Origin of the sequence: Hymenobacter rubripertinctus, assembly GCF_003583925.1 — a bacterium.
Lineage (GTDB): Bacteria > Bacteroidota > Bacteroidia > Cytophagales > Hymenobacteraceae > Hymenobacter > Hymenobacter rubripertinctus.
The window spans coordinates 1-21,248 of record NZ_QYCN01000050.1 but is presented as its reverse complement, the minus strand read 5'-3'; the positions used below and the strand labels follow the sequence as shown (position 1 = coordinate 21,248).

Here is a 21,248-nt window from a genome sequence, read left to right as displayed (position 1 = left end):
CGGAATGGGATTTCGGCCGCTGCCAGGTCAACATCCTGCTCGTCACCATCGGCCGGGGCGAGTTGCAGCTGCCCCTGTACTGGGAATTGCTCGACAACCGCAGCGGCAATTCGTCGGCCGCCGACCGCATCGCCCTGTTGCAGGTCTGCGTCCAGGTGCTGGGCAAACACCGCATCGGGTTGGTGCTGGGGGACCGCGAATTCGTGGGCCACCAGTGGCTGAAATGGCTCAAGGCCAACGGCTTGAACTTCGTCATGCGCCTGCCCAAACACCACCTGCTCACCCACCCCGGCGGCCAGCGGCAGGCTGTTGCCGACCTGGGCCTGGCCCCCGGGCAGGTGCGCCGCTTCGGCCACTGCCAAGTCGATGGGGTGTGGGGCCAGGTCTGGGTCAAAGCGCTGGCCGACAACGAGTTTTTGTTCCTGTTTGGCAATGTGGGCCTGGCCTACATGGACCAGCTCTACGCCAAACGCTGGACGATTGAGCAGTGCTTTCAGAACCTGAAGGGCCGCGGTTTTAACTTGGAAGCCAGTCATTTACGCTGCCATCGCAAGTTGCGCAAGCTCGTGGCCCTGGTCAGCCTAGCCTACGCATTGTGCCTGAGTGTGGGCACGGTGGCCAACGCGAAAATCAAACCTATTGCCCGCAAAAACCACGGCTACCGGGCCACCAGCCTGAGTCGGCACGGCCTGAACCTACTGCGCCAACTCACCCGGCCACATACGGCCCCTGACCAGCCGCTGGCACGCAAAGTCCTGAACCTACTGGATGCATTTAGTCGCTATCTTGCTCGTGGACAACCTACTAAAATAGTAGGGTAGAGTAAGGTTTTCGTATTCTACTTCCTTCGCCTGCCAAGCTACGGCTGCCCAAAAATAGCGGAGCCGGGCGCAGGCTCCCCGATTGGGAAACGGCGCCCGGCTCCGCTATGTGGGAAAACGGGTGGTGGAAAGGAAGGGGGAGGAGCTTAGGCTACCGTGGATTGGGTGAATACACGGTTCAGAATGCGGCGATAGAGTCTGGAGAATTGCTGATAGCACCAGCCTTTCAGTTCCGAAAGTTCGGCAGGCACCAGGGTTCGTAAGGCTTTCCGCAATTCTTTCTCGAAGAGAATTTTGTCGAAACTCACCTTGAGTAAAATGGTTTTGGCGTACTCTAGCATAGTTTTCAGCTGGTTTTCAGGGGTGGCAGAAGGACGTGAAAATGGTGGGTAGATGGTTGTGCAAAGGCATTAAGAAAAGGCTGAAGCGAAATAATCGTTTTTGAATCCTTCTTGAAAGTTACAAAAAATTATTCTTCAAATACAAGCTCGGCCGGTGCAAAATCATGGCCGAAACCTGTCGTTTTCCACAAAAAAGGAGCGGCTGAAAACCGCTCCTTTCTCTGCAAAGATCTGTTTCCGGCGTTTCCCGGGGGTAACGCAGCCGTTATCAGTACGTGAACAATTGCAGCAGCGCAGTGGCCGTGATGGCATTCACCGGCTCATCGAAGGCTTCCGCAACTTTGGCCAGGATCTGGGCTGCGGTCAGGGCCGGGGTGCCCACATTGATAGGCAGAGTGGAATCAAACGGCACTTTGGTGAGGATCGTCCCGATGTTGACGTATTGGGTGGCGTTATCCTCGCCCTCGTACACTTTGGCCGCGCCCGATCCGGGCGTGGTGATAGAGGCATCAGCGGGGCTGACCCAGCTTTTGACGCTGGCCCCGCGCTGCCGCCGCATGGTGCGGATGTGCGAGGCGTGCCGCGCTTCGGTCGAGTGGGTACGCAAGGCCGCTTCCAGCATATAAGCATCCGTCTGGAGAAACTCAACCTGCCCTTTATAGGCGCGTACGCCGGCATCTTCCAGCAATTGGGCCACTTGCAGGAAGGTGTCCGGGTTGGTCTGAATATCGGGGTAGAGGGCGGGCTGAGTGCCGTTTTTGCTGCCCGTGAAGTCATAGCGAGCGGCTGGTTCAAGGGCACTGCCCGCGTCTGTGATCAGGCGCTGAAACAGCGTGACGTGCTGGGCCTCATGCCGCTGAATGGTCTGGAGGGCCGTTTTTTCGGTAGCCGAAAAAGGCACGGCGGAAAAGCCAGTCACCAGACCCAGCGCCCGGGAGTAGAACTCGTTTTCGAGTAGCTCCAGTTGCAGAGCCAGGCGCAGCGCATCAAGGCGGGTGCGGGTATCCTGGGGGGCGGCAGCAGCGGCGGCGGCGGGCAGCGCCAGTCCGGTGAGCAGGGCAGGCAGCAGCGCGGTACCGGCCTTCCCGAGTTGGCTCAGGGCAGTGCGGCGCGGCGCGGCGGCCGGGAGGGTGGGCGTATCGAGGTCGGCCAGCCGGGCCAGCAGGTTCAGAAAATCCATAGGAAAGAGGCGGAGCGCGGCTTAGAGTAACATGAGGGCGTCGGTGTTGAGTACTACCGGCACCAACGACGCAATGAGGGTGGCTACTTCGGCGGGCGTTTTCACGGTGTCGAGGCCTGCTAGGCTGCCGGAGGTCGTAATGACGTCGGAGGCGGCAAACGAATTTGGCTCGGCCTGGTCGCGCACGAAGGCCGCGTGCCGGGCTTCTACCGATGCCAGCTTGGCCAGCAGTTGCAGGTACTGGGTGCTGGCAATGCGCCGGCCCATCCCGTTGTAGGCACCTACGCCCACATCTTCCAGGGTGCGGGCGGCGGCGTATACCCCGGCGCGGGTCGTGAGCGTAAAGGCCGTAAAATTGAACGCCAGTGGAGTCGTTAGGGCAACATCATAAGCGTTGCTGCCCAGGGCGAACTTCAGAAACTCGCGGTGAATAACTTCGTGGTCGCGCAAATCGACGAACGCCGCTTTATCGGCGGCGGTAAAGTCGCTGGGGAAAGCATCCACTACCTTCTGGTAGAAAGCGGCCTCCAACTGCTCCAACAGGTAGGCCAGGTTCAGCAACCCATTGTCACTGCCCGCGAAATTGAGTGAGCTGGTGCTGTTTGTCGGGGTCGGGGTCGAGTCCTTGCCGCAGCCGGCCAGCACCAGGGCGGAGGAAGCGGCCGTAGTGCCGGCGACCCGCAGGAAAGTGCGCCGGCGCAGCGCACGGCCCAAAAAAGAAGTATCTGCCAAATCAGCCATACACGAAAATAAACCCGACAAGCAGCAGCCCAACACAGGCTGCAAAGTCCCGGCTCGCAAAGGTACTCCGATAAACCAGGATGCACCAAATAGAGGAGCCTGTCCGGGCCGGGAAGGTGGCACGTGGGCAATAAAAAAGGACGGCCCCCGGGCCGTCCTTTTTCAGAGACGTTGCATAGCAAACTCAAGGCCTAGCCAAACAGCGTAACACCGGTTTTAACAAACGTCTTGGCGATAGCCGAAACCGTTGGCACGTCCAGCGGCTCATCGAATGCTTCCGAAAAAGCAGATGCAGGAAAGTTGAACGAGGCTAGCGCCGTCTGCAGATTCACACCGGGCTTGGTATCAGTAGCGCCCTGCGTTACGTTATCTTCAGCGGGGAAGGTAATGCCGGCCGGGGTATACGCTGGGGCCGAGCCCGCCGCGTAAATCGGAGCCGTCTGGGCCGGCGAAGCGCCACCACCGTCCTGACCCGTAATCCAGCTCTTGGGCGAAGCGCTGGTGCCGGCACCTGCCGTAGCCGAAGCTTGGTTGTTGGTAGCACCACCGCGGCGCATAGTGCGCAGCCGCGAGGCGTGCCGCGCCTCTACGGAATGAATGTTGAGGGCCGCCGTCAGCACATCCTTGTTGGAAGCCAGGTAGGGAGCACCGCCTTTGTAGGCCCGCACGCCGGTATCTTCCAGCGACTGGGCTACGGCCAAGAATAGCGCCGGGTTGGTGAACACACCCGTGAAAGGTCCGCCAGCGCCACCTTTGCCACCCGTGAAGTCGAAATCCGACACTGCCGGAGCGGCAATGGCGTTGGTGCCCAAGGCGGAACGCAGAAAGTTGACGTGGTTGTTTTCGTCCGTCCGGATTTTGTTCAGCGAGCTGAGGTTGGTAGCGCTAAAGCCGGCGCGGAACGCCGTTTGAGCGGGTGTAATAGCCGTATTGCCCGACCCGGCACCGGTGAATATGGTGCCGTCGCCCTGCAACCCCAGGTTGTAGAAGTAAGCCTCCAGGTACTCCAGCTTCAGGGCGAAGTTGAGTACGTCGTTTACGCTGGGGGCACTCGACGTCTGGCCGTAGGCCTTGTTGAAGATTGCACCCATAGCCAATGGCAGCGCGGCGGCCGTCATCTTTTTGCCAAAACCAGTCATGTGTTGAAACACGCGGCGGCGGGAGTCGAAACGTTCGAAAACTTCAGGATCAGTTTTCTCGATTTCGGAGAGAATTTGGAAGAAATTCATAGTCAAGGCGAAGTTTAGATGGAAGTAAGGAACAGCACTGACCTATACTAGGCCTGACACGTTCAGTTTTGACCCTGCCATGAGGAAATTGTTGGCCATGGTGGCTACCTCAGTAGGCGTCTTGGAGATTTCCAGACCGTTTGTGCCTGTAGTCACGACATCCGAATCTACGAAGGAGCCCTCCGAAATTAGGTCGCGGATCAGCGCCGCGTGACGGGCTTCCACCGAAACGATTTTACCAGCTGCTACTAAGTAGTTGAGGCCTGCAACGTCGGCACTCAGATAGCGGGCGGCCCCATTGTAAGCAGATACGCCCAGATCTTCGAACGCTTTGGCAGCATTTAGTACGCCGAGCTTGGCGGCGCCGGCAGTCGAAACCCGGATGCCAAAATCGATGCCACTGAAGTCAGGCTTCAGGTCGTCCGTAATCTTGGCCGTAGCCGCGTCGCGGCCCAGAGCCGCCTTGAAAAACTCGCGGTGAATTACTTCGTGGTAATACAGGTCGTCCATGATCTGCTTTTCGGCGCTACCGGCAGCCAGACCCATGTAATAAGCACCCGAGCGCAAGGTGGTGTAGAAACCGGCTTCGAGCTGCTCCAGGGCGTAAGCGTAATTGAGAACACCGACGCTGCCGGCACCCACGTTGACCATACCAGGGATAGGATTTCCCCCGTCGTTGTCGTCGTCGCAACCGGAGAGCAGCAGAGCCGTGGCTCCGGCCGTTGCCCCGGCGTACATGAAGAAGGAGCGGCGCTTGATGGGCGTGTACAGCGGCTTGGCGAACTCGGCGTCGTCGCTGGCGTTATGCTTGATGTTGGACATGAGAAAAGGTAGTTGGGTGAAAAGTAAAGGCAACGGCCGTCCGTCTGCTCCAAAGCAGGGCTTTGAAAAAAAACCGGAAACTGGCAAAACCAGCGTGTAGTGGTGGTTTGGGAGGAATTACGCGCCTCCTCTGGTATTGGATTGTAGAAAGCCAAAATATTGTTCAGGATATTTGGCGGCTACCAGCTATGAATCCGGGATATAATCCTGGTGGTGTGGGCCGAAGCCCCACTACGAGGGTTATCTGGCGCAAGTGGTTGCGGACGACCGTCGCCGGGGCGGAGTAGGGCAGCGGCGGTTTTTGCGTAGCTTTGAGTTGTTCCCAGTTGCCGCCGGTCTATGCGTTTGTTGTTACTGCTGCTGCTGTGCCTGCTGTTGGCAGGAAGTGCCGGGCCGGCAGCTGGGCAGCCCAGTACGCCGCCCAGCGCCGAGATTGTCCTGGGGCCGGCCGCGTTTCCCATCAACGAGTACTACATTATCAGCTTTCGGCTGCGCGGAGCCCCGCTGGAGCGCTACTCGGCGTTTCCGGACCTGGAGGGCTTCAAGAAAAGCGGCAAGTCGAGCACGACGACCACGCGCATCGTCAATGGGCAGACTTTCACGGAGCTCACCATCACCCAGCGCTACGCGGCCTTCACAGAGGGTAGCTTCGAGCTGAAACCCTTCGGCATGACGGTGAACGGGCTGGAGCTGAAATCGGAAGGTGCGGCCCTGAAGGTGGGGTCGCAGCAGAGTGCCGCACCTGCTGCCCCCGGCACGGCTCCGTTGCAAGGGCTGGGGCTGCTGGATCAGCTGTTCGGCAAGCCCAAGCCCCAGGAGTACGTGGAGCCCCGGGATGAGGCATTCCTGGCCGTGGTAACCGATAAGCAGCGCGTGTTCGTGGGGGAAGGCGTACATGTGGGCCTGTACTTCTACCTGCGGCCCCAGGATCAGTCGGTGCTCAACTTTTACAACTTTGCCAGCCAGCTACCCGGTATTGTGCGGCAGCTGCGCCAGCGCACAGTGTGGGAGGAGAGCTTTGATGAGCAGGAGGTGCTGCCCGAAAACGTGCAGGTCGGCGGCCAGCCATTTCTGCGCTACCGCCTTTGGGAGGCCGAGTTGTACCCGCTGAACGCGGAACCGCTCACGTTTGGGGCCGTGGAGCTTCAGATGCTCAAATACAAAGTTGCCAAAAAACCGACTGAGGGCCTGGATGACCGGCTGGAAGGCTACAAAACCTACCGTTCGGCAGTTCGCGTGGTGCCCGTGCTGGCCCTGCCGCCCCACCCGCTGCGCGACCAGGTGCCGGTGGGCAACTACGAGCTGAAGGAGTTTCTGGACCGCACCACCTTCCATACCGGCCGCACCTTCGCCTACACGCTGGCGCTGGAAGGGGAGGGCAACCTGGCCGCAGTCAACCTGGCCGCGCCCCCTCCGCCGGCCGGCCTGGAGCTGTTTGGCCCCGAGGTGCAGCAGACCCTCACGCGCCAGAACGGCCGGGTGGGCGGGCGCAAAAGCTTCCGGTTCCGGCTGGTGGCCCGGCAGCCCGGTGTACTTCGCCTCGACACGTTATTCCAACTCATCGTGTTCAATCCTGCCTCCGCGCACTACGATACGCTGCGCTCCAGGCTGCGCCCTCTGGTGCTGGGACCCGAGCGTTCGGCTACCACCCTGCGTGCCAACCCTACCGACCCGTTCTATGGCGCGGCGCTGGCTGAGGCCGATCCTACCCCCCAGGCCCGGGACGCCTACGGTGACGTGCGCCGCTACGCCAACCTGTTTCTGGGGGGGCTGCTGGCCCTTGCTTTGGTTGGCTGGTGGCGGGCGCGGCGCTGAAGTGAGGAATGAATGACCCGATGAAAGGATGCTTGCGCTGCTGGCCGGAGCGGATGCCCCGCTTTAGAGCGGGCTGCAACTGCTTTTTCCAGCTCATCAGAATCATTGGTACGCTCCGGGTGCCTGTATATTTGCCGCAGTAGCTCTGGAGTCACTCAGTCACTCAGTTACTCAGTCACCGAGTCGCCCGTTTGCTACTTTACCGATTTTCTCATTCACTATCTCGCCGTATGAACACTTTTGGCCACCTGTTTCGCATTACCACGTTTGGAGAGTCGCACGGGCCGGGAATTGGGGTGGTGATTGACGGCTGCCCGGCGGGCCTGGCCGTGGATGACGCGCAGATTCAGGCGGCCTTGGACCGGCGGCGGCCGGGGCAGTCGGAGCTGACGACGCCCCGCTCGGAGGCCGACCGGGTGGAGGTGCAATCGGGCATTTTTCGGGGCCAGACCACCGGCACGCCCATCAGCCTCTACATCCGCAACCAGGACCAGCACAGCCACGACTACTCCCACATCGAGCACGCCTACCGCCCCTCCCACGCCGACTACACCTACGACCAGAAGTACGGCCGCCGCGACTTCCGGGGCGGGGGCCGCAGTTCGGCCCGCGAAACAGCCGCCCGCGTGGCCGCCGGGGCCGTGGCCCAGCAGCTGCTCAATCAGCATAGTATTAAAGTAGCCAGCTACGTGTCGCAGGTGGGGGCGGTGGCCGTGCCGGTGGGCTACGAGCAGCTCGATCTGGGCCTGATTGATACCAACCTCGTGCGCTGCCCCCACCCCGAAACGGCCGAGCGCATGACCGACCTCATCCGCCAGACCCGCGACCGGCACGATACGGTAGGCGGCCTGGTAACGGGCGTGGTGCGGGGCCTGCCCGCCGGCCTTGGCGAGCCGGTGTTCGATAAGCTCCACGCCGAACTGGGCCGGGCCATGCTGGGTATCAACGCCGTGAAGGGCTTCGAGTACGGCTCCGGCTTCGCGGGCACGCTGCTGTTCGGCTCCGAGCACAACGACGCCTTCTACACCGACGAAGCCACCGGCCAGGTGCGCACCCGCACCAACCACTCGGGCGGTATCCAGGGCGGCATCAGCAACGGCCAGGATGTGTACTTCCGCGTCGCCTTCAAGCCCGTGGCCACCATCCTGCAAGCCCAGAACACCATCAACGACCAGGGCGAAGCCATCAGCCTGGCCGGCCGCGGCCGCCACGACCCCTGCGTGCTGCCCCGCGCCGTGCCCATCGTGGATGCCATGACCAGCCTTGTGCTGGCCGATCTGCTGCTGCGGGCGCGGGCGAATAGGGTTTGATTTTTGACCTGTTAGCTGGGAGCTATTAGCTGTTAGCTCCCGTTCGACGGAAAAGCTAACAGCTAATAGCTCCCAGCTAACATAAAGCTACCTTTGCAACTATTGCCGCGCTGTGCGGTTTTAGGTATTCAGGCCGCCCACATAAAGGCCGTTTTTTCTCCCGCTTGTCTCCAAGTCTTTCAAACATGGCTGAACAACTCACCGCCCCCGCCGGCCCGGTATCTATTTACGCCGAAGCCTCGCCCAACCCCGAATCCATGAAATTCGTGCTCAACGCCCAGCTTCTGGCTGACGGCGTGAGCGTGGACTACCCCAACCTGGAAGCCGCCGCCAACTCGCCGCTGGCCCAGGAGCTGTTCAACTTCGATTACGTGGGCCGCGTGTTCGTTGCCCAGAACTTCGTGACCATCACCAAAACTACGGAGCACCAGTGGGCCCAGCTGATTCCCGAGCTGCGCACCTTCCTCAAGTCTTACATTGAGGCCAACGGCCCCATCTTCACCGTCGACCCCGCCGCCGAGCAGGCCGCCGCCCAGCAAGCAGCCGCCACGCCCGCCAACGCCTCGGAGGCCGATCAGGCCACGAGCCAGAAAATCATCGACCTGCTCGATAACTACGTGCGCCCCGCCGTGGAGCAGGACGGCGGCAACATTACCTTCAAAAGCTTCAACGACGGCATCGTAACCGTAAATCTGCAGGGCTCGTGCTCCGGTTGCCCCTCGGCTACCGTTACGCTCAAGTCCGGCATCGAAAACCTGCTCAAGCGCATGGTGCCCGAGGTGCAGAGCGTAGTCGCCGAAGGCATCACCATTTAATTACAGATGGTGCAGATGAAAACGATTTGTTCTGTTTGATTCTGATGGTGACTTCTTGAGGTCAACTAAAATAGCCCGGCCAATTGGTCGGGCTATTTTAGTTTTTGTTCGATTCACAATTATCCCAAACAGAAAGAGCCCGACCAATTGGCCGGGCTCTTTCTCATTTTAGAAGAAGGCAGAACGAATCATTTTCATCTGCACTATCTGCAACATCTGTGATTTATTTTAGGTATGCGACGTGCTCAGTTTTGGTGCGCCAGCCTCGTTGGCAGCATTCATGCGCTCCTTTTCCTTGCGGCCATAGGTGTCGAGAATCAGCGGGGCCGCGATGAACAGCGACGAGTAGGTGCCGAACGCAATACCGATAATCATGGCGAAGGAGAATGAGCGGAGGGTTTCACCGCCGAAGATGTAGAGCACCACCATCACAAGGAACACGGTGGTAAACGTAATCATGGTGCGTGAGAATGTGCTGTTGAGGGCCGGGTTCACTACCTGAGCGAACGTGAGCTGCTTGTTTTCGCGCAGGTATTCCCTGATTCGGTCGTAGATAACAATGGTGTCGTTCATCGAGAAACCGATGGTGGTCAGCACAGCGGCCACGAATACCTGGTCCATCTCGTAGTTGAGGCCCATGGCCCGGGCAATCGGGAAGGAGGCAATCACGATGAGCGCATCGTGGAACAGGGCTACCACGGCGGCCATCGAGTACTGCCACTTCTCGAAGCGGAAGAGTACATACACGAAAATAGCCAGCAGCGTCAGGCCCAGGCTCAGCACCGAAGTCCGCTTGATGTCGTCGGCGATGGTTGCGCCCACTTTCGACGTGCTCTGGATGCGCGGGTTCAACGCCCCGTACTTGTCGCCCAGGCCCTGGAGCAGGGCCGTTTGCACTTTCTGGTCAGCTTCCACGCTCTCATCGTCGGCCAGGTAGCCGGTCGTGATGCGCAGGCGGCTGTCGGTGCCGAAGGTTTTGGCCTCGGTGCCGGCCCCGCTGAAGTAGTCCTTGGTGAGCAGGTCGCGGGCTTCGGAAGCCACCACGGGCTTATCGAAGCTTACCACGTAGGCCCGGCCGCCGCGGAAGTCGACGCCCAGGTTGGGGCCGCCCTGCAAGTACATCAGCACGAAGCCGATGATGATGAAAATGGTCGAGAAGGCGTAGGCAATTTTGCGCTTGCCCACGATGTCGAAATTGAGGTTCTTGAACAGGTTGCGCGAGAGGAAGGTGCTGAAGTTGAGCGAGGTTGTTTCCTTGCCCTTAATCATCCACTCAATAATGAGGCGCGACACGTACACGGCCGACAGGAACGAAGTGAACACCCCAATCAGCAGCGTGATGGCGAAGTTCTGCACCGGACCCGTACCGAAGATGAACAGAATCAGGGCGATGATGAGCGTGGTCACGTTGGCGTCGAAAATGGCCGAGAACGCCCGGGCATAGCCTTTATTGATGGCGTCCTTGGGCTGGAGGCCGTGGTCGAGCTCTTCCCGGATTCGCTCAAAAATCAGCACGTTAGCATCCACCGAGGCCGCGATGACGAGCAGCAAACCGGCAATGCCGGGCAGGGTGAGGGCGAAGCTGAACTGGGCCAGTACGCCCATAATCAGGAACAGGTTGAAGAGCAGGGCCGTATCGGCTACCACGCCGGCGCGGCCGTAGTAGGCGGCCATAAAGGCCATGATAATCAGCAGGCCGCCGAGCGTGGAGTAGAGGCCCTGATTGGTGGCTTCACGGCCCAGCGAGGGGCCTACCACGGCTTCTTCCACGATGCGGGTCGGGGCGGGGAGCTTACCGGCTTTCAGCACGTTGGCCAGATCCTGGGCTTCCTCGATGGTGAAATTGCCCGAAATGCTGGAGTTTCCACCGGCAATTTCGGTCTGCACCACCGGAGCCGAGTACACGTAGTCGTCGAGCACAATGGCTACCTGGCGGCCGATGTTGGCGGCCGTCAGGCGCTGCCACTGGCGGGCTCCGTTGGGGTTCATCTGCATGCTCACCTCGGCGCGGCCGCTGAGCTGGTCGAAGTCGCCGCGGGCGTCGCTGACCACTTCACCGCCGATAGGGGCTTCGTTATCGCGGCTTTTCCGGATGGCGTAGAGCTGCAAGTATTCCTGCCCTTCAATTATTTCCGGCTTCACGCCCCACATGAACGTGAGGTTGGCCGGTAATACGGCGCGGGTGTCGGGGCTGCGGAGCACGGCATTCACGCGGGCCGTGTCGCGGATGTTGGCGCCCAGCGTGCCGGGCATGGTGAACAGGCTGGCCAGCACGTTTTTCTGGGGCGCGGCCGAGTCGGTTTTGGCGGCGGCGTTCTTCTGGGCTAGCTGCGTGGCCAGGGCCGAAGTGTCGCCGGCCAGCGTGGTGGCATCGGCGGCATTGGTGGCGGTAGCGGCGGCCGGAGCAGCCGCTACTTCCTTGGCGCTGAGCACCTGATTGAGCTGGCCCAGGTAGGGCGCAAACTCATCCTGGCGCCACACTTCCCAAAACTCCAGCTTGGCCTGGCCCTGCACCAGCTTACGCACCCGGTCAGGGTTATCCACGCCGGGCAGCTCAATCTGAATGCGGCCGGTGCCCTTCACGCGCTGAATGCTGGGCTGGCTGGTGCCGAATTTGTCGATGCGGGTGCGCAGGATGTTGAACGACCGGTCGATGGCGTCCTCAATCTGCTTGTTGATTTCGGCAATAACCTTCTCGTCCGAGGAGTTGATGTCGATAGCGCCCTTGTTGGTGGTGTTGGCGAAGATGCGCGAGAGTTTGTCGTTGGGGGCCACCTGGCGGAAGGCCTGTCCGAAGAGCGTCGTGAACGGGGTGGACGGGTTGGTCCGGCGCATTTCCTGGGCCTGGTTCAAGGCCTTGTTGAAGTTGGCGTCCTTGGATTTGCCGCTCATGGCACGCACGATTTCCACCGGCGAAACTTCCAGCGTCAGGTGCATGCCGCCGTTCAAATCCAGGCCCAGACCCAGCTCCGACTGCCGGACTTCCTTGTAGGTGAGGGGGCCAAATACGGGCGCGCGCCACACCGAATCGAGGTAGTGCTGGCGCTGCTTTTCGTTGAGCTGGCCGCCGCGCGTGGCAAAACGCGCCGCATCCCGCTGCACCCCTTTGGAAACCAGGGTCAGCGAGAGGAAGTAGATGCACAACGCCGACAGAAGCAGCGTCAGCGTAATGATGAGTCCTTTATTACGCATGAAAAAGTAAGTTGATAATCAGAGGAAAGAAGACGGAACCGGGGCCGGGCCGCAATGGCGGGGCAGTTCCGGCGGGCGGCGGCGGCGCTGGCGGTGCAGCGGCGCAAATCCAGCCGGGGCATCGGGCGGGGTAGACTAAGGAGCCTGGGGCGACAGCGCCGTCACGAGCAGCCGGATCCGGAAAAGGCCGGCAACGCCGTTGGGCCGGGGCCGGCCACTGGGCCGGAGCGCCCGCCGCCACCGGGGGACAGAAAGCCGGATGAGCAGCGGCTGCCAGGCATCGGCAACCGGAGCTACCAGCGCGCTGAAGGGCGAAGTAGCTTCCAGGTTCACGCGCTGCTTGACCACGGCCGTGCGGGCCGCCACGGCCACGCGGGCCGGCGAACCGGCGGGCAGCACCCGTAGCGTCGCCACCGTTTGGTGGTTCAGGCCCAGCACCATGAACACCGTCAGGGTGAGCAGGGCGAAGCGCAGGCGTGGGTAGAGGGTGGCGAAGGAAAGCAACGGACGAGGGGTAATGACTACAAATATAGGTTTTTGCCCCGGGGGCTGCAAAGTCTTGGCCCCGGGGAAGGCATAATCAGCAAAAAAGCCTCTGAACGGGTCAGAGGCTTTGAATTGGGCGAGCCGGAAAGCAGCGGCTACCGGCCCGTGCCGGCGGCTACTTTGCTGCGCAGAAACGATACGAGCACGTCCAGGCCCTTGTCGAACTGACGGTTGTTGGGAATGATGAGGTCGGCATCCTGCTTGAAGGGCTGGATGTACTTCTCGTACGTGGGGGCCACATGGTTGGTGTAGCGGTAGAGCACGTCCTCCAGGTCGTAGCCCCGCTCGTCCCGGTCGCGCACGATGCGGCGCTGGAGCTTCACGTGTTCCTGGGCGTCGATATACACTTTCAGATCCAGCAGCTTGGCTACCTCCTGAAAGTAAAATACAAAAATGCCTTCCACCACCACAATGGGCGCGGGCCGGAATACCAGCTCGGCGGGTACTACGTTGGGGTTGTTGAAGGTGTACTCGGGCCGGCGCACCTCCTGGCCCTGACTGATGCGGAGCACGTCGGCGGCATATGCAGCCGAGTCGATGGAAGTGGGCAGGTCGAAGTTGGTAACCCCCTGGGCATCGACCAGCTGGCTTTCCCGGGGGTGATAATAATTATCCTGCGAAATCAGGCAGATTTCTTCTTCGGGAAAAGAAGCCAGCAGCCGGCGCAGAAAGGTGGTTTTGCCGGAGGCGCTGCCGCCCGTGATACCGACGATGAAAGGGTGTTGCATGGGGTGGGGAATAGGCCCGTACCGGCAGGGCCAACCCTGCAAAAGTAACAAATCCGGCGGAGGCTGCCGGAGAAAGTGAGAAATGAGCGGCTAGAAGGACGAAATCCGCTTAACCGGGTTCGCGTTTCTCCCCTACGCACTTCTCAAAAAAGCCACTAGGCCGGCTACGGCGCGGCTGCGGTGGCTGAGGCCGTTTTTCTCGCTCAGGCTCATTTCGGCGAAGGTGCGGCCGTCGCCTTCCGTGGGCTGAAACACGGGGTCGTAGCCGAAGCCGCCTTGGCCCCGCTGCTGCTCGGTGATGCGGCCGGGCACGGCCCCCGCAAATTCGTGGACTACTCCGCCGGGCAACACCAGCGCCACCACGGTGCGGAAATGGGCGCTCCGGTCGGGATGGCCCTGCAACTCGTGCAGCAGCTTGGCCATGTTGTCTTCGGCCCGGCGCTGGGGGCCAGCGTACCGGGCCGAGTACACGCCCGGCGCACCCGCGAGGGCCGTTACTTCCAGGCCGGTGTCGTCGGCGAAGCAGGCCACTCCGAAGTGGTCCCACACGTATTGGGCCTTTTGGCGGGCATTGCCGGCCAGCGTGTCCTGGGTTTCGGGCAGCTCCTGGTGGCAGCCGATGTCGGCCAGGCCGACCAGTTCCACGGTGGCGGGCAGCAGGGGGCGGATTTCGTCCAGCTTGTGGGCGTTATTGGAAGCGAAGCAGAGGCGCATGGTAGAGCAGGGGTTTGAGCGGGAAGCAATTGCCGGCAAGGTACGGACATAAAAAAACCGGCCCGGAGCCGGTTTATCAAAAGCAGCAGGAGCCTGAAGTGGCCGCATCAGCGGAACATCACCTTAATCAGGCCCCAGGAGCGAACCATCGGGTTGTCGTCGGCGGGGGCGGGCGTGGTCTGGTAGGAGCGGGTGCCGGAGGCGGTACGCACCAGCAGGCGGTAGGTCACGGGACCCTTCAGAACATGGTCGGTTTCATCGAAATAGCGGTATTGGGCCTGGGCGGTGGGGCTGAGGCTGGTAATCTGGTCGAAGTCGGTATCGGCGGCATCCTGGCGGTACACGTCGTAGCTGCTCACGCCCTGCTCGCTCGGGGCCTGCCACTCCAGCCGCACGCCCCCCTCCTGCGTTTGCGCACGGAAGAGCATGAATCCGGCCCCGTAAGTGAGGGCCGAAAGCAGGAGTAAGGCAAGCAGAACAGGCGTAAAGGAACGGACCATAACGGGGATAAGCGTAGTAAAAAAAACAACACGCAAGTATACAGGTATCTGGGCAGAAAACAGATAATGGGAACGTGAAGGATTGTGGGAATCAGGAAAAGATGCGAATAGGTTTTAAAATTCAGGCCTAACGTGTACTTTTGCAGTCCCTTCCGCAAAATCGGCAGGCAACAAGGTACAAACGTCACTACGACCATGAAAAAAGAGATTCACCCCGAGTATCGTGAGGTGGTGTTCCAGGACACCTCCAGCGGCTTCAAATTTGTGACCCGTTCGACGATGAGCTCCGGCGAGAGCATCACGATGGAAGACGGCAAAACTTACCCCGTTATCAAGGTGGAAGTGAGCTCGGAGTCGCACCCCTTCTATACGGGCAAAAATGTGCTGCTCGATACGGCCGGCCGCGTGGAGAAATTCCGCACCCGTTATAGCAAGAAGGCCTAGTTAACGCTAGCTGTTAGCTGACAGCCATTAGCTGCTGGCTTTCGTTTAAAACTCCCTTCGTATTCCGAAGGGAGTTTTTTATTTGCCATTTTTGAGGCCGGTTTCATCCCCTTCAAGCTTCCCTGAAATAAGCTATCAGCCAATAGCTATCAGCCAACAGCCAACAAATGCACGTTCTGCTCTTCGACGACCCGGCCATCCGGCCCCACCTGCTGCCCTTTACCTTCACGCGGCCCGTGGCCGCGCTGCGCTGCGGGATTCTCACACTGGCCGAAAAATGGCAGCACCGTCTGGCAGTCGAACAGGTTGGCTACCTCACCGAGGACTACCTGCAAGCCAAGTTCCCGGCCGGCGAAACCCAGGGTCCGGCCCTGGTCATCAACGGGGCCGTATGCCCCGACGAGCTGCTGATCCGGCAGGTGCAGGCCCTGGAACCGGGCGAGGCTCTGTTCGATGAGCAGCTGCTGGTGGCCGCTCACCTCTCCGACGCCACCCAGGTGGCCGAGTTGATTCAGGAGGGCTTCCGCAAAACCCGCAATGTAGTGGAGCCCGTAGCGGTGATCCGGCAGCCCTGGCACCTGTTTCTGCGCAACGGGGCCGAAATCCGCCGCGACTTCGACCTGCTGACCCAGGGCCGCGAATCGGCCCCGGTGGGCGATGCGCACACCATCGTGTACGGGGCCGAAAACATCTTCATCGAGCCCGGCGTGAAAATCCGGGCGGCCATTCTCAACGCCGAAAACGGCCCGATTTATTTGGGCAAAAACTCCCAGGTGCACGAGGGCGCCATCATCAGCGGGCCGCTGGCTTTGTGCGAGGGCAGCCACATCAATCCCGGGGCCAAAATGCGCGGCGACAACACCGTGGGACCCTTCTGCAAGGTGGGCGGCGAAGTGGGCAACAGCATCTTTTTGGGCTACTCCAACAAGGGTCACGACGGCTACCTGGGCAACTCGGTTATCGGCGAGTGGTGCAATCTGGGGGCCGATACCAACACCAGCAACCTCAAGAACAATTACGCCCCCGTCAAGATCTGGAGCCACGTGGCCGGCCGGTTCGTGAACACGGGCCAGACGTTCTGCGGCCTGATGATGGGCGACCACAGCAAATGCGGCATCAACACCATGTTCAACACCGGTACAGTGGTGGGCGTGGGGGCCAACATTTTCGGGGCCGGCTTCCCGCGCACCTTCATCCCGAGCTTTAGCTGGGGCGGGCCGGCGGGCTTCGAAACCTTCCGCCTACCCAAAGCCGGCGAAGTAGCCGAGCGCGTCATGGCCCGTCGCCAACTCGCCTACGACGAAACCGAGCAGGCCATCATGCGCCACGTGTACGAAGCTACGGCCCCGGACCGGGTGTGGGAAAGAGCTGTAAACTAGTTTTTGGTTGTTCGTTTTTGGTCTTTGGCCCCATGAAGATGGCTGAGGTAGGGACCAAAAATCAGGAACCAAAAACCAAAAACCATACATAGTAATGCGTTTTTCTGACATTCCGGGGCAGCAGGCCGTGAAGCAGATGCTCGTGGGCAGCGTGCGGCGCAGCCACGTGGCCCACGCCCAACTGTTTCGCGGGGCCGAGGGCTCGGCGGCACTGGCCCTGGCCTTAGCCTACGTGGCGTTTCTGAACTGCGAGAGCCGCCCGCCCGAGGCCGAGGATTCCTGCGGTACCTGCCCGAGCTGCCAGAAAATCGACAAGCTCATCCATCCCGACCTCAACTTCATCGTGCCCGTGACCACCACCAAGGCGGTGGCCAAGGATGCCACGAGCAGCAAGTTTGGGGCGGAGTGGCGGCAGTTCGTGCTGGCTAACCCCTACCAGGGTCTCAACGACTGGATGCAGCACATCGGGGCCGAGAACAAGCAGGGTAGCATTTCCAAGGATGAAAGCGTACAGCTGCTGCGCCTGGTGAGCCTGAAGGCGTTTGAGGCCCGCTTCAAGCTGGTCGTCATTTGGCTGCCCGAGCTCATGCACCCAGCCGCCGCCAATGCCGTGCTCAAGCTGCTGGAGGAGCCGCCGCCCGCCACGGTGTTTCTGCTGGTGAGCTTCGCCCCCGAGCAGCTGCTGCCCACCATCATCAGCCGGGTGCAGCCGGTGGTGGTGCGTGCCCCCTCGGAAGAGGAGTTGGCGGGCTGGCTGCACACGGTGCACCAGCTACCGGAAGTGAAGGCCCGGCAGCTGGCCCAGCTCACCGACGGTAACCTGGGCGCGGCCCTGGCCGCCAGTACCGGTACGGCCGCCGAGCACGATTACTACGCGCTGTTTGTGAGCTGGATGCGGACCTGCTACGGCAACAAAGTGACCGAGATGCTGAGCCTGAGCGACGAATTTCAGAAGCTGGGCCGCGAAAACCAGAAGGAGTTCTTTCAGTACGCCCTGTCCCTGCTGCGCAAGGTGCTCCTCTTCGGCCTCGACCCGCAGCTGGTGCCCCATTTGCCTGCCGGGGAGCAGGGCTTCATCAAAGGCTTCAGCCCCTTCGTGACGCCCCGCAACGCCGACGCCATCACCCAGGAAATCAACGATTCTCACTACCACATCGAGCGCAATGCCAACCCGCGCATGGTGTTCATAGATGCTTCCCTGCACCTGGCGGAGCTGCTCCGGAGGTAGCTGGCAAGTCGGCGTCAGTCGGCAATAAGTGCCTTGAATGCCTCCAAATGCAGAAAATATAGTTTGCTAACTTGCTATAGTAGCTGCTAAAACTGATATAGGCCGGGCGGCTTCGGCGGGGGGCTTATCTTTGCCGACACGAAAGGGGGCGGCGTATTCCGGCCCCAAGTTTCCTGATTTCTGACGCAACTTCCTATTGAAGACTTCCATTCGCATTGGTACGCGGGGCAGTAAGCTGGCCCTCTGGCAGGCCCACCACGTGGCCGACCTGCTCACGGCCGCCGGCCTGCACCCGGAAATCGTCATCATTACCACCAAAGGCGACGTGGTGCTGGACCGCGCCCTGGACAAAATCGGGTCCAAGGGCGTATTCACTGAGGAGCTGGAGGACGGCCTGCGCACCGGCCATATCGATGTGGCGGTGCATAGTGCCAAGGACGTGCAAAGCACCATCCCGGCCGACCTGGAGCTGCTGGCCTTCATGGAGCGGGAGCAAGTGAACGATGTGGTGGTGAGCTTCGACGCCGACCTCGACCTGCAACGTCCCGACCTGGTGCTGGGTACCAGCAGCACCCGCCGCAAGGCTATGCTGCGCCGCTTTTTGCCCCATGCCACTACTGCCGAGGCCCGTGGCAACCTCCAGACGCGCCTGCGCAAGCTCGAAGAAGGTCAGTACCACGGCTTAGTGCTGGCCTATGCCGGCGTCCACCGCATGGCCTACAACGGCCTGATCCGGCATGTGCTGCCCGAAACCCAGTACGTGCCGGCCACCGGCCAAGGCAGCGTGGCCATTGAGTGCGCCCGCAACCTGGAGCCTGCCCTCAAAGCCGAGCTGCACCGCCTCCTCGACCACCCGCCCACCCACGTTTGCCTGGCCACCGAACGGGCATTTCTGCGCACCATGGAAGGCGGGTGCAGCATCCCCAGCTTCGCGCTGGCCACCCTCAGCCCCGACGGCCAGACGGTGCAGCTCCACGCCGGCCTCATCAGCCTCGACGGCCAGCAGCTGCTCGAAGAAACCCGCACGGCCCCCGTTGCGCAGGCCAACCAGCTCGGCGCGGAAATAGCCGAAATCATCCTGGCCCGCGGTGGTCAGCAAATCCTCAACGAAATTCGCCAGCAAGCGGGGAATGACGGTGAATGAGTGGATGAGTGACTCGGTGAATAAGCAACCCCAAGTCACTCATTCTCTGCCCGCTGCCGCTGGCCGAATAGCGCATACAGAATCAGGGCGAAAACGGCCCCGCTGGTGTCGGCTAGCATGTCTTTTTGGGCGTCCCAGATGTCGCCTTGGCTACCCAGAAAGGCGGCTCCGGCGTCGCCGCCGGCCAGTTCGGCGTACACCCACTCAATCAGCTCGTAGCTCATGGCCACCGTGCCGATGACGCAGAGCGGCAGCAGGTAGCTGATAAAGCGGCTGCGGATGAGCTGGCGGGCATCAGTGTACTCGATAAGGGCGTAGGCGTAGAAACCGACCGAGAAGTGCGCCACCCGGTCGTACATGTTGCGCTGGAAGCCGAACAGGTTGTTGAACCAGTAGAAGGGGACTTTCTCGAACGTGTAGTGCCCACCCACCGTGTGCAGGAATAGCAGCACGCTCATCAGGGCATAGGCTAGGTTGGAGAAGCGCACCCCGCGCAAAAACAGCACCACCAGGGCCACTACAAGCAGGAAAATCGGGACGTTTTCGGCCCACCAGGTGCCCCGGTCGGTGGGGTGAAGGCCCAGGGCCACGAACTCGACCAGATAGGCGGCCAGCAGCAGTTTAGGAAACCAGAAGGAGCGGGCCGGAGCCGGGGCAGAAAGCATACGGAGCAGTAAAAAACGAAACGGTGGAGCAACATACGCAAACGGCCCGGTTGGGTGGGTGGGCCATGCCGAACTATCTTCCGGCTTTTAACGCCTGCACCTATGCCAAACCTGCCCGCGCCCGATGAGGGCCTCACCACGCCGCGCCTGCTGCTCCGCCCCTGGCAACCGCCCGATGCCGCTGTGCTCCTGCAACTCATTGAAACCGACCGCACCCGCCTGCTCCGGGATTTTCCCAAAACTACCGCTGCTATTCAGGATCTGGCATCGGCGGCCCGCTTCATTGCAGACAAAATGGCCGACTGGTCACGGCAAGCGGAATTCCAGCTGAGCATCTGGGAGAAGGCCAGCGGGCAGTGTATAGGCTTCATCAGCTTCAAAAACGTAGAATGGTCGGTGCCCCGGGCGGAGCTGGCTTACCTGGTTGCCTCGGGCCATGAAGGACAGGGGCTGATGACGGAAGCCGGCCGGGCGGCCGTGCGCTGGGCCTTCGAACAGCTGCGGATGGAACGCCTCTACTGCCACGCAAGCACGCAGAACGCGCGCAGCCTGGCGCTGGCGCTGCGGCTGGGGCTGCAACGGGAAGGCGTCCTGCGCCACAACTTCCGGGGCGGCGACGGCCAGTTGACCGATTCAGTGGTCAGCGGGCTGATTAAGGCAGATTTTTCAGGGGATGCCCCGCAAACCGCGTAATTTTGCTGCATCATCACGTTAGCTCTGATTTTCACGCATGAAAAACTTCCTTCGCCAAACGCTGCTCATCGGCTTGTTGCTGGGTCTGGCCGTGCCCACGGTGCGGGCCGCCAAAGGTCCGCGCAAGAGTAAAAAGGATCAGGTCGTGACGATCAGCACTACCCTGGGCGATATCCGGCTGGTGCTCTTCGACCAGACGCCACTGCACAAGGCAAACTTCCTGAAGCTGGCCGCAAGCGGATTCTACAACGGCACCACGTTTCACCGGGTTATTCCGAACTTTATGGTGCAGGGCGGCGACCCGAATTCCAAGGACACCGACCCCAGCAACGATGGCGCAGGCCAGCCGAATGAACAGCTGATTCCGGCCGAAATCCGCCCCGAGCTGACCCACCGGCGCGGGGCCGTGGCCGCCGCCCGCTCCCCCGATTTCGTCAACCCCCAGCGCGCCAGCAGCCCTTCCCAGTTCTACATCGTGCAGCACCCGCGTGGCACGCCCCACCTCGACGGGCAGTACACCGTGTTCGGTCAGGTTATCAGCGGGCAGGATATAGTAGACAAAATTGCCCAGCAGCCCACCGCCGAGCGGAACCGTCCGGTAACGGACCTGCGGATGACCGTGAAAGTGGAAAAGGTGAAAAAGAAGAAGATTACCGAGCTCTACGGCTACCAATACTAAGGCCCCGGGGTGTCCGGAGCGTGCACCATAAACCGGAGCCGAACCAGGCATTTGGCTGCTTCGGCGGCCTCGTTGTCCTGACCAATCTGGGTTGGCGCAAGGGGTATTCGCTCTAGGGCTACCGCACCAAATAGGGTGATTTTGGCTGGGATGGTACCTTCGTCAGATGAACTTGCACCACCATTTTGCCGACGTCCAGGACTTTCGCGTAGCGGGTCGCTGCTCCCACGCCCTGAGCGACATTTTGCTTATCGTCCTGCTC

General features: G+C 61.0%; 21 protein-coding genes. 10 read left to right on the top strand and 11 right to left on the bottom strand.

Annotation, left to right across the window (positions count from 1 at the left end; genetic code table 11):
* Positions 1–821 (top strand): IS4 family transposase (locus tag D0T11_RS20075; protein WP_119657601.1); only part of this gene is annotated, 821 nt, incomplete at its 5' end.
* 146 nt (positions 822–967) lie between these two features.
* Here the strand turns inward: D0T11_RS20075 and D0T11_RS20070 are convergent.
* From D0T11_RS20070 to D0T11_RS20050, 5 genes are all read right to left on the bottom strand, one after another.
* Positions 968–1,162, bottom strand: a complete 195-nt coding sequence (locus D0T11_RS20070) for a hypothetical protein (protein WP_119657600.1) — start codon at positions 1,160–1,162, stop codon at positions 968–970.
* A gap of 268 nt (positions 1,163–1,430) precedes the next feature.
* The gene (locus D0T11_RS20065) at positions 1,431–2,342 is read right to left on the bottom strand and encodes a ferritin-like domain-containing protein (protein ID WP_119657599.1); all 912 of its coding nucleotides are present in this window, start codon (positions 2,340–2,342) and stop codon (positions 1,431–1,433) included.
* A 21-nt stretch (positions 2,343–2,363) separates the two neighbouring features.
* Positions 2,364–3,083: a ferritin-like domain-containing protein gene (locus D0T11_RS20060; RefSeq protein ID WP_119657598.1), complete on the bottom strand. Its 720-nt coding sequence runs from the start codon at positions 3,081–3,083 to the stop codon at positions 2,364–2,366.
* Positions 3,084–3,274: 191 nt separating this feature from the next.
* The gene (locus D0T11_RS20055) at positions 3,275–4,312 is read right to left on the bottom strand and encodes a ferritin-like domain-containing protein (RefSeq protein WP_119657597.1); all 1,038 of its coding nucleotides are present in this window, start codon (positions 4,310–4,312) and stop codon (positions 3,275–3,277) included.
* 42 nt (positions 4,313–4,354) lie between these two features.
* Positions 4,355–5,134, bottom strand: a complete 780-nt coding sequence (locus D0T11_RS20050; RefSeq protein ID WP_119657596.1) for a ferritin-like domain-containing protein — start codon at positions 5,132–5,134, stop codon at positions 4,355–4,357.
* A 339-nt stretch (positions 5,135–5,473) separates the two neighbouring features.
* Between D0T11_RS20050 and D0T11_RS20045 the strand changes: the two genes are divergently transcribed.
* The 3 genes from D0T11_RS20045 to D0T11_RS20035 all read left to right on the top strand — a co-directional run bounded on the left by D0T11_RS20045 (position 5,474) and on the right by D0T11_RS20035 (position 9,074).
* Positions 5,474–6,949, top strand: a complete 1,476-nt coding sequence (locus D0T11_RS20045; protein WP_119657595.1) for a BatD family protein — start codon at positions 5,474–5,476, stop codon at positions 6,947–6,949.
* Positions 6,950–7,179: 230 nt separating this feature from the next.
* Complete coding sequence (gene aroC / locus D0T11_RS20040; protein WP_119657594.1) at positions 7,180–8,259, top strand: chorismate synthase; 1,080 nt, start codon at positions 7,180–7,182, stop codon at positions 8,257–8,259.
* A gap of 185 nt (positions 8,260–8,444) precedes the next feature.
* Positions 8,445–9,074 (top strand): NifU family protein, encoded by a 630-nt coding sequence (locus D0T11_RS20035; RefSeq protein ID WP_119657593.1) that lies wholly within the window; start codon positions 8,445–8,447, stop codon positions 9,072–9,074.
* Positions 9,075–9,302: 228 nt separating this feature from the next.
* Here D0T11_RS20035 and secDF read toward each other — a convergent pair whose 3' ends face one another.
* The 5 genes from secDF to D0T11_RS20010 all read right to left on the bottom strand — a co-directional run bounded on the left by secDF (position 9,303) and on the right by D0T11_RS20010 (position 14,754).
* Complete coding sequence (gene secDF, locus D0T11_RS20030) at positions 9,303–12,266, bottom strand: protein translocase subunit SecDF (protein ID WP_119657592.1); 2,964 nt, start codon at positions 12,264–12,266, stop codon at positions 9,303–9,305.
* Positions 12,267–12,401: 135 nt separating this feature from the next.
* Positions 12,402–12,770, bottom strand: coding sequence for a hypothetical protein (locus D0T11_RS20025; protein ID WP_119657591.1), 369 nt, complete (start codon positions 12,768–12,770; stop codon positions 12,402–12,404).
* Positions 12,771–12,907: 137 nt separating this feature from the next.
* Positions 12,908–13,540 (bottom strand): uridine kinase, encoded by a 633-nt coding sequence (udk, locus tag D0T11_RS20020; protein WP_119657590.1) that lies wholly within the window; start codon positions 13,538–13,540, stop codon positions 12,908–12,910.
* A 132-nt stretch (positions 13,541–13,672) separates the two neighbouring features.
* Positions 13,673–14,254, bottom strand: coding sequence for an RdgB/HAM1 family non-canonical purine NTP pyrophosphatase (gene rdgB, locus D0T11_RS20015; protein ID WP_119657589.1), 582 nt, complete (start codon positions 14,252–14,254; stop codon positions 13,673–13,675).
* Between the two features lie 107 nt (positions 14,255–14,361).
* Positions 14,362–14,754, bottom strand: coding sequence for a hypothetical protein (locus D0T11_RS20010; RefSeq protein ID WP_119657588.1), 393 nt, complete (start codon positions 14,752–14,754; stop codon positions 14,362–14,364).
* 195 nt (positions 14,755–14,949) lie between these two features.
* On the opposite strand from D0T11_RS20010, the gene D0T11_RS20005 reads away from it, so the two are divergent.
* The 4 genes from D0T11_RS20005 to hemC all read left to right on the top strand — a co-directional run bounded on the left by D0T11_RS20005 (position 14,950) and on the right by hemC (position 18,949).
* Positions 14,950–15,198 carry a type B 50S ribosomal protein L31 gene (locus tag D0T11_RS20005; RefSeq protein WP_119657587.1) on the top strand — a complete coding sequence of 83 codons (249 nt, stop codon included), beginning with the start codon at positions 14,950–14,952 and terminating at the stop codon, positions 15,196–15,198.
* Between the two features lie 167 nt (positions 15,199–15,365).
* Positions 15,366–16,577, top strand: a complete 1,212-nt coding sequence (locus D0T11_RS20000) for a GlmU family protein (RefSeq protein ID WP_119657586.1) — start codon at positions 15,366–15,368, stop codon at positions 16,575–16,577.
* 94 nt (positions 16,578–16,671) lie between these two features.
* Positions 16,672–17,805, top strand: a complete 1,134-nt coding sequence (locus D0T11_RS19995; protein WP_119657585.1) for a DNA polymerase III subunit — start codon at positions 16,672–16,674, stop codon at positions 17,803–17,805.
* A gap of 196 nt (positions 17,806–18,001) precedes the next feature.
* Positions 18,002–18,949, top strand: coding sequence for a hydroxymethylbilane synthase (hemC, locus tag D0T11_RS19990; protein WP_119657584.1), 948 nt, complete (start codon positions 18,002–18,004; stop codon positions 18,947–18,949).
* Between the two features lie 35 nt (positions 18,950–18,984).
* Here the strand turns inward: hemC and D0T11_RS19985 are convergent, their stop codons facing one another.
* Positions 18,985–19,614 (bottom strand): DUF2238 domain-containing protein, encoded by a 630-nt coding sequence (locus D0T11_RS19985; protein ID WP_119657583.1) that lies wholly within the window; start codon positions 19,612–19,614, stop codon positions 18,985–18,987.
* A 102-nt stretch (positions 19,615–19,716) separates the two neighbouring features.
* Here D0T11_RS19985 and D0T11_RS19980 point away from each other — a divergent pair, with 102 nt between their 5' ends.
* Entirely contained in the window at positions 19,717–20,307 is a 591-nt protein-coding gene (locus tag D0T11_RS19980; protein ID WP_119657582.1) for a GNAT family N-acetyltransferase, read from the top strand.
* A 37-nt stretch (positions 20,308–20,344) separates the two neighbouring features.
* Positions 20,345–20,986, top strand: a complete 642-nt coding sequence (locus tag D0T11_RS19975) for a peptidylprolyl isomerase (RefSeq protein ID WP_119657581.1) — start codon at positions 20,345–20,347, stop codon at positions 20,984–20,986.
* Positions 20,987–21,248: the final 262 nt, after the last annotated feature.

What these genes read in the sequence shown, in the direction of transcription:
- D0T11_RS20065 (WP_119657599.1), bottom strand. Translation starts at nt 2,342, where the DNA reads ATGGATTTTCTGAACCTGCTGGCCCGGCTGGCCGACCTCGATACGCCC.
- D0T11_RS20005 (WP_119657587.1), top strand. Translation starts at nt 14,950, where the DNA reads ATGAAAAAAGAGATTCACCCCGAGTATCGTGAGGTGGTGTTCCAGGAC.
- D0T11_RS19985 (WP_119657583.1), bottom strand. Translation starts at nt 19,614, where the DNA reads ATGCTTTCTGCCCCGGCTCCGGCCCGCTCCTTCTGGTTTCCTAAACTG.
- D0T11_RS19975 (WP_119657581.1), top strand. Translation starts at nt 20,345, where the DNA reads ATGAAAAACTTCCTTCGCCAAACGCTGCTCATCGGCTTGTTGCTGGGT.
- D0T11_RS19995 (WP_119657585.1), top strand. Translation starts at nt 16,672, where the DNA reads ATGCGTTTTTCTGACATTCCGGGGCAGCAGGCCGTGAAGCAGATGCTC.
- D0T11_RS20000 (WP_119657586.1), top strand. Translation starts at nt 15,366, where the DNA reads ATGCACGTTCTGCTCTTCGACGACCCGGCCATCCGGCCCCACCTGCTG.
- aroC (WP_119657594.1), top strand. Translation starts at nt 7,180, where the DNA reads ATGAACACTTTTGGCCACCTGTTTCGCATTACCACGTTTGGAGAGTCG.
- D0T11_RS20010 (WP_119657588.1), bottom strand. Translation starts at nt 14,754, where the DNA reads ATGGTCCGTTCCTTTACGCCTGTTCTGCTTGCCTTACTCCTGCTTTCG.
- udk (WP_119657590.1), bottom strand. Translation starts at nt 13,540, where the DNA reads ATGCAACACCCTTTCATCGTCGGTATCACGGGCGGCAGCGCCTCCGGC.
- D0T11_RS20070 (WP_119657600.1), bottom strand. Translation starts at nt 1,162, where the DNA reads ATGCTAGAGTACGCCAAAACCATTTTACTCAAGGTGAGTTTCGACAAA.
- D0T11_RS20060 (WP_119657598.1), bottom strand. Translation starts at nt 3,083, where the DNA reads ATGGCTGATTTGGCAGATACTTCTTTTTTGGGCCGTGCGCTGCGCCGG.
- D0T11_RS19980 (WP_119657582.1), top strand. Translation starts at nt 19,717, where the DNA reads ATGCCAAACCTGCCCGCGCCCGATGAGGGCCTCACCACGCCGCGCCTG.
- rdgB (WP_119657589.1), bottom strand. Translation starts at nt 14,254, where the DNA reads ATGCGCCTCTGCTTCGCTTCCAATAACGCCCACAAGCTGGACGAAATC.
- D0T11_RS20055 (WP_119657597.1), bottom strand. Translation starts at nt 4,312, where the DNA reads ATGAATTTCTTCCAAATTCTCTCCGAAATCGAGAAAACTGATCCTGAA.
- secDF (WP_119657592.1), bottom strand. Translation starts at nt 12,266, where the DNA reads ATGCGTAATAAAGGACTCATCATTACGCTGACGCTGCTTCTGTCGGCG.
- D0T11_RS20045 (WP_119657595.1), top strand. Translation starts at nt 5,474, where the DNA reads ATGCGTTTGTTGTTACTGCTGCTGCTGTGCCTGCTGTTGGCAGGAAGT.
- D0T11_RS20035 (WP_119657593.1), top strand. Translation starts at nt 8,445, where the DNA reads ATGGCTGAACAACTCACCGCCCCCGCCGGCCCGGTATCTATTTACGCC.
- D0T11_RS20050 (WP_119657596.1), bottom strand. Translation starts at nt 5,134, where the DNA reads ATGTCCAACATCAAGCATAACGCCAGCGACGACGCCGAGTTCGCCAAG.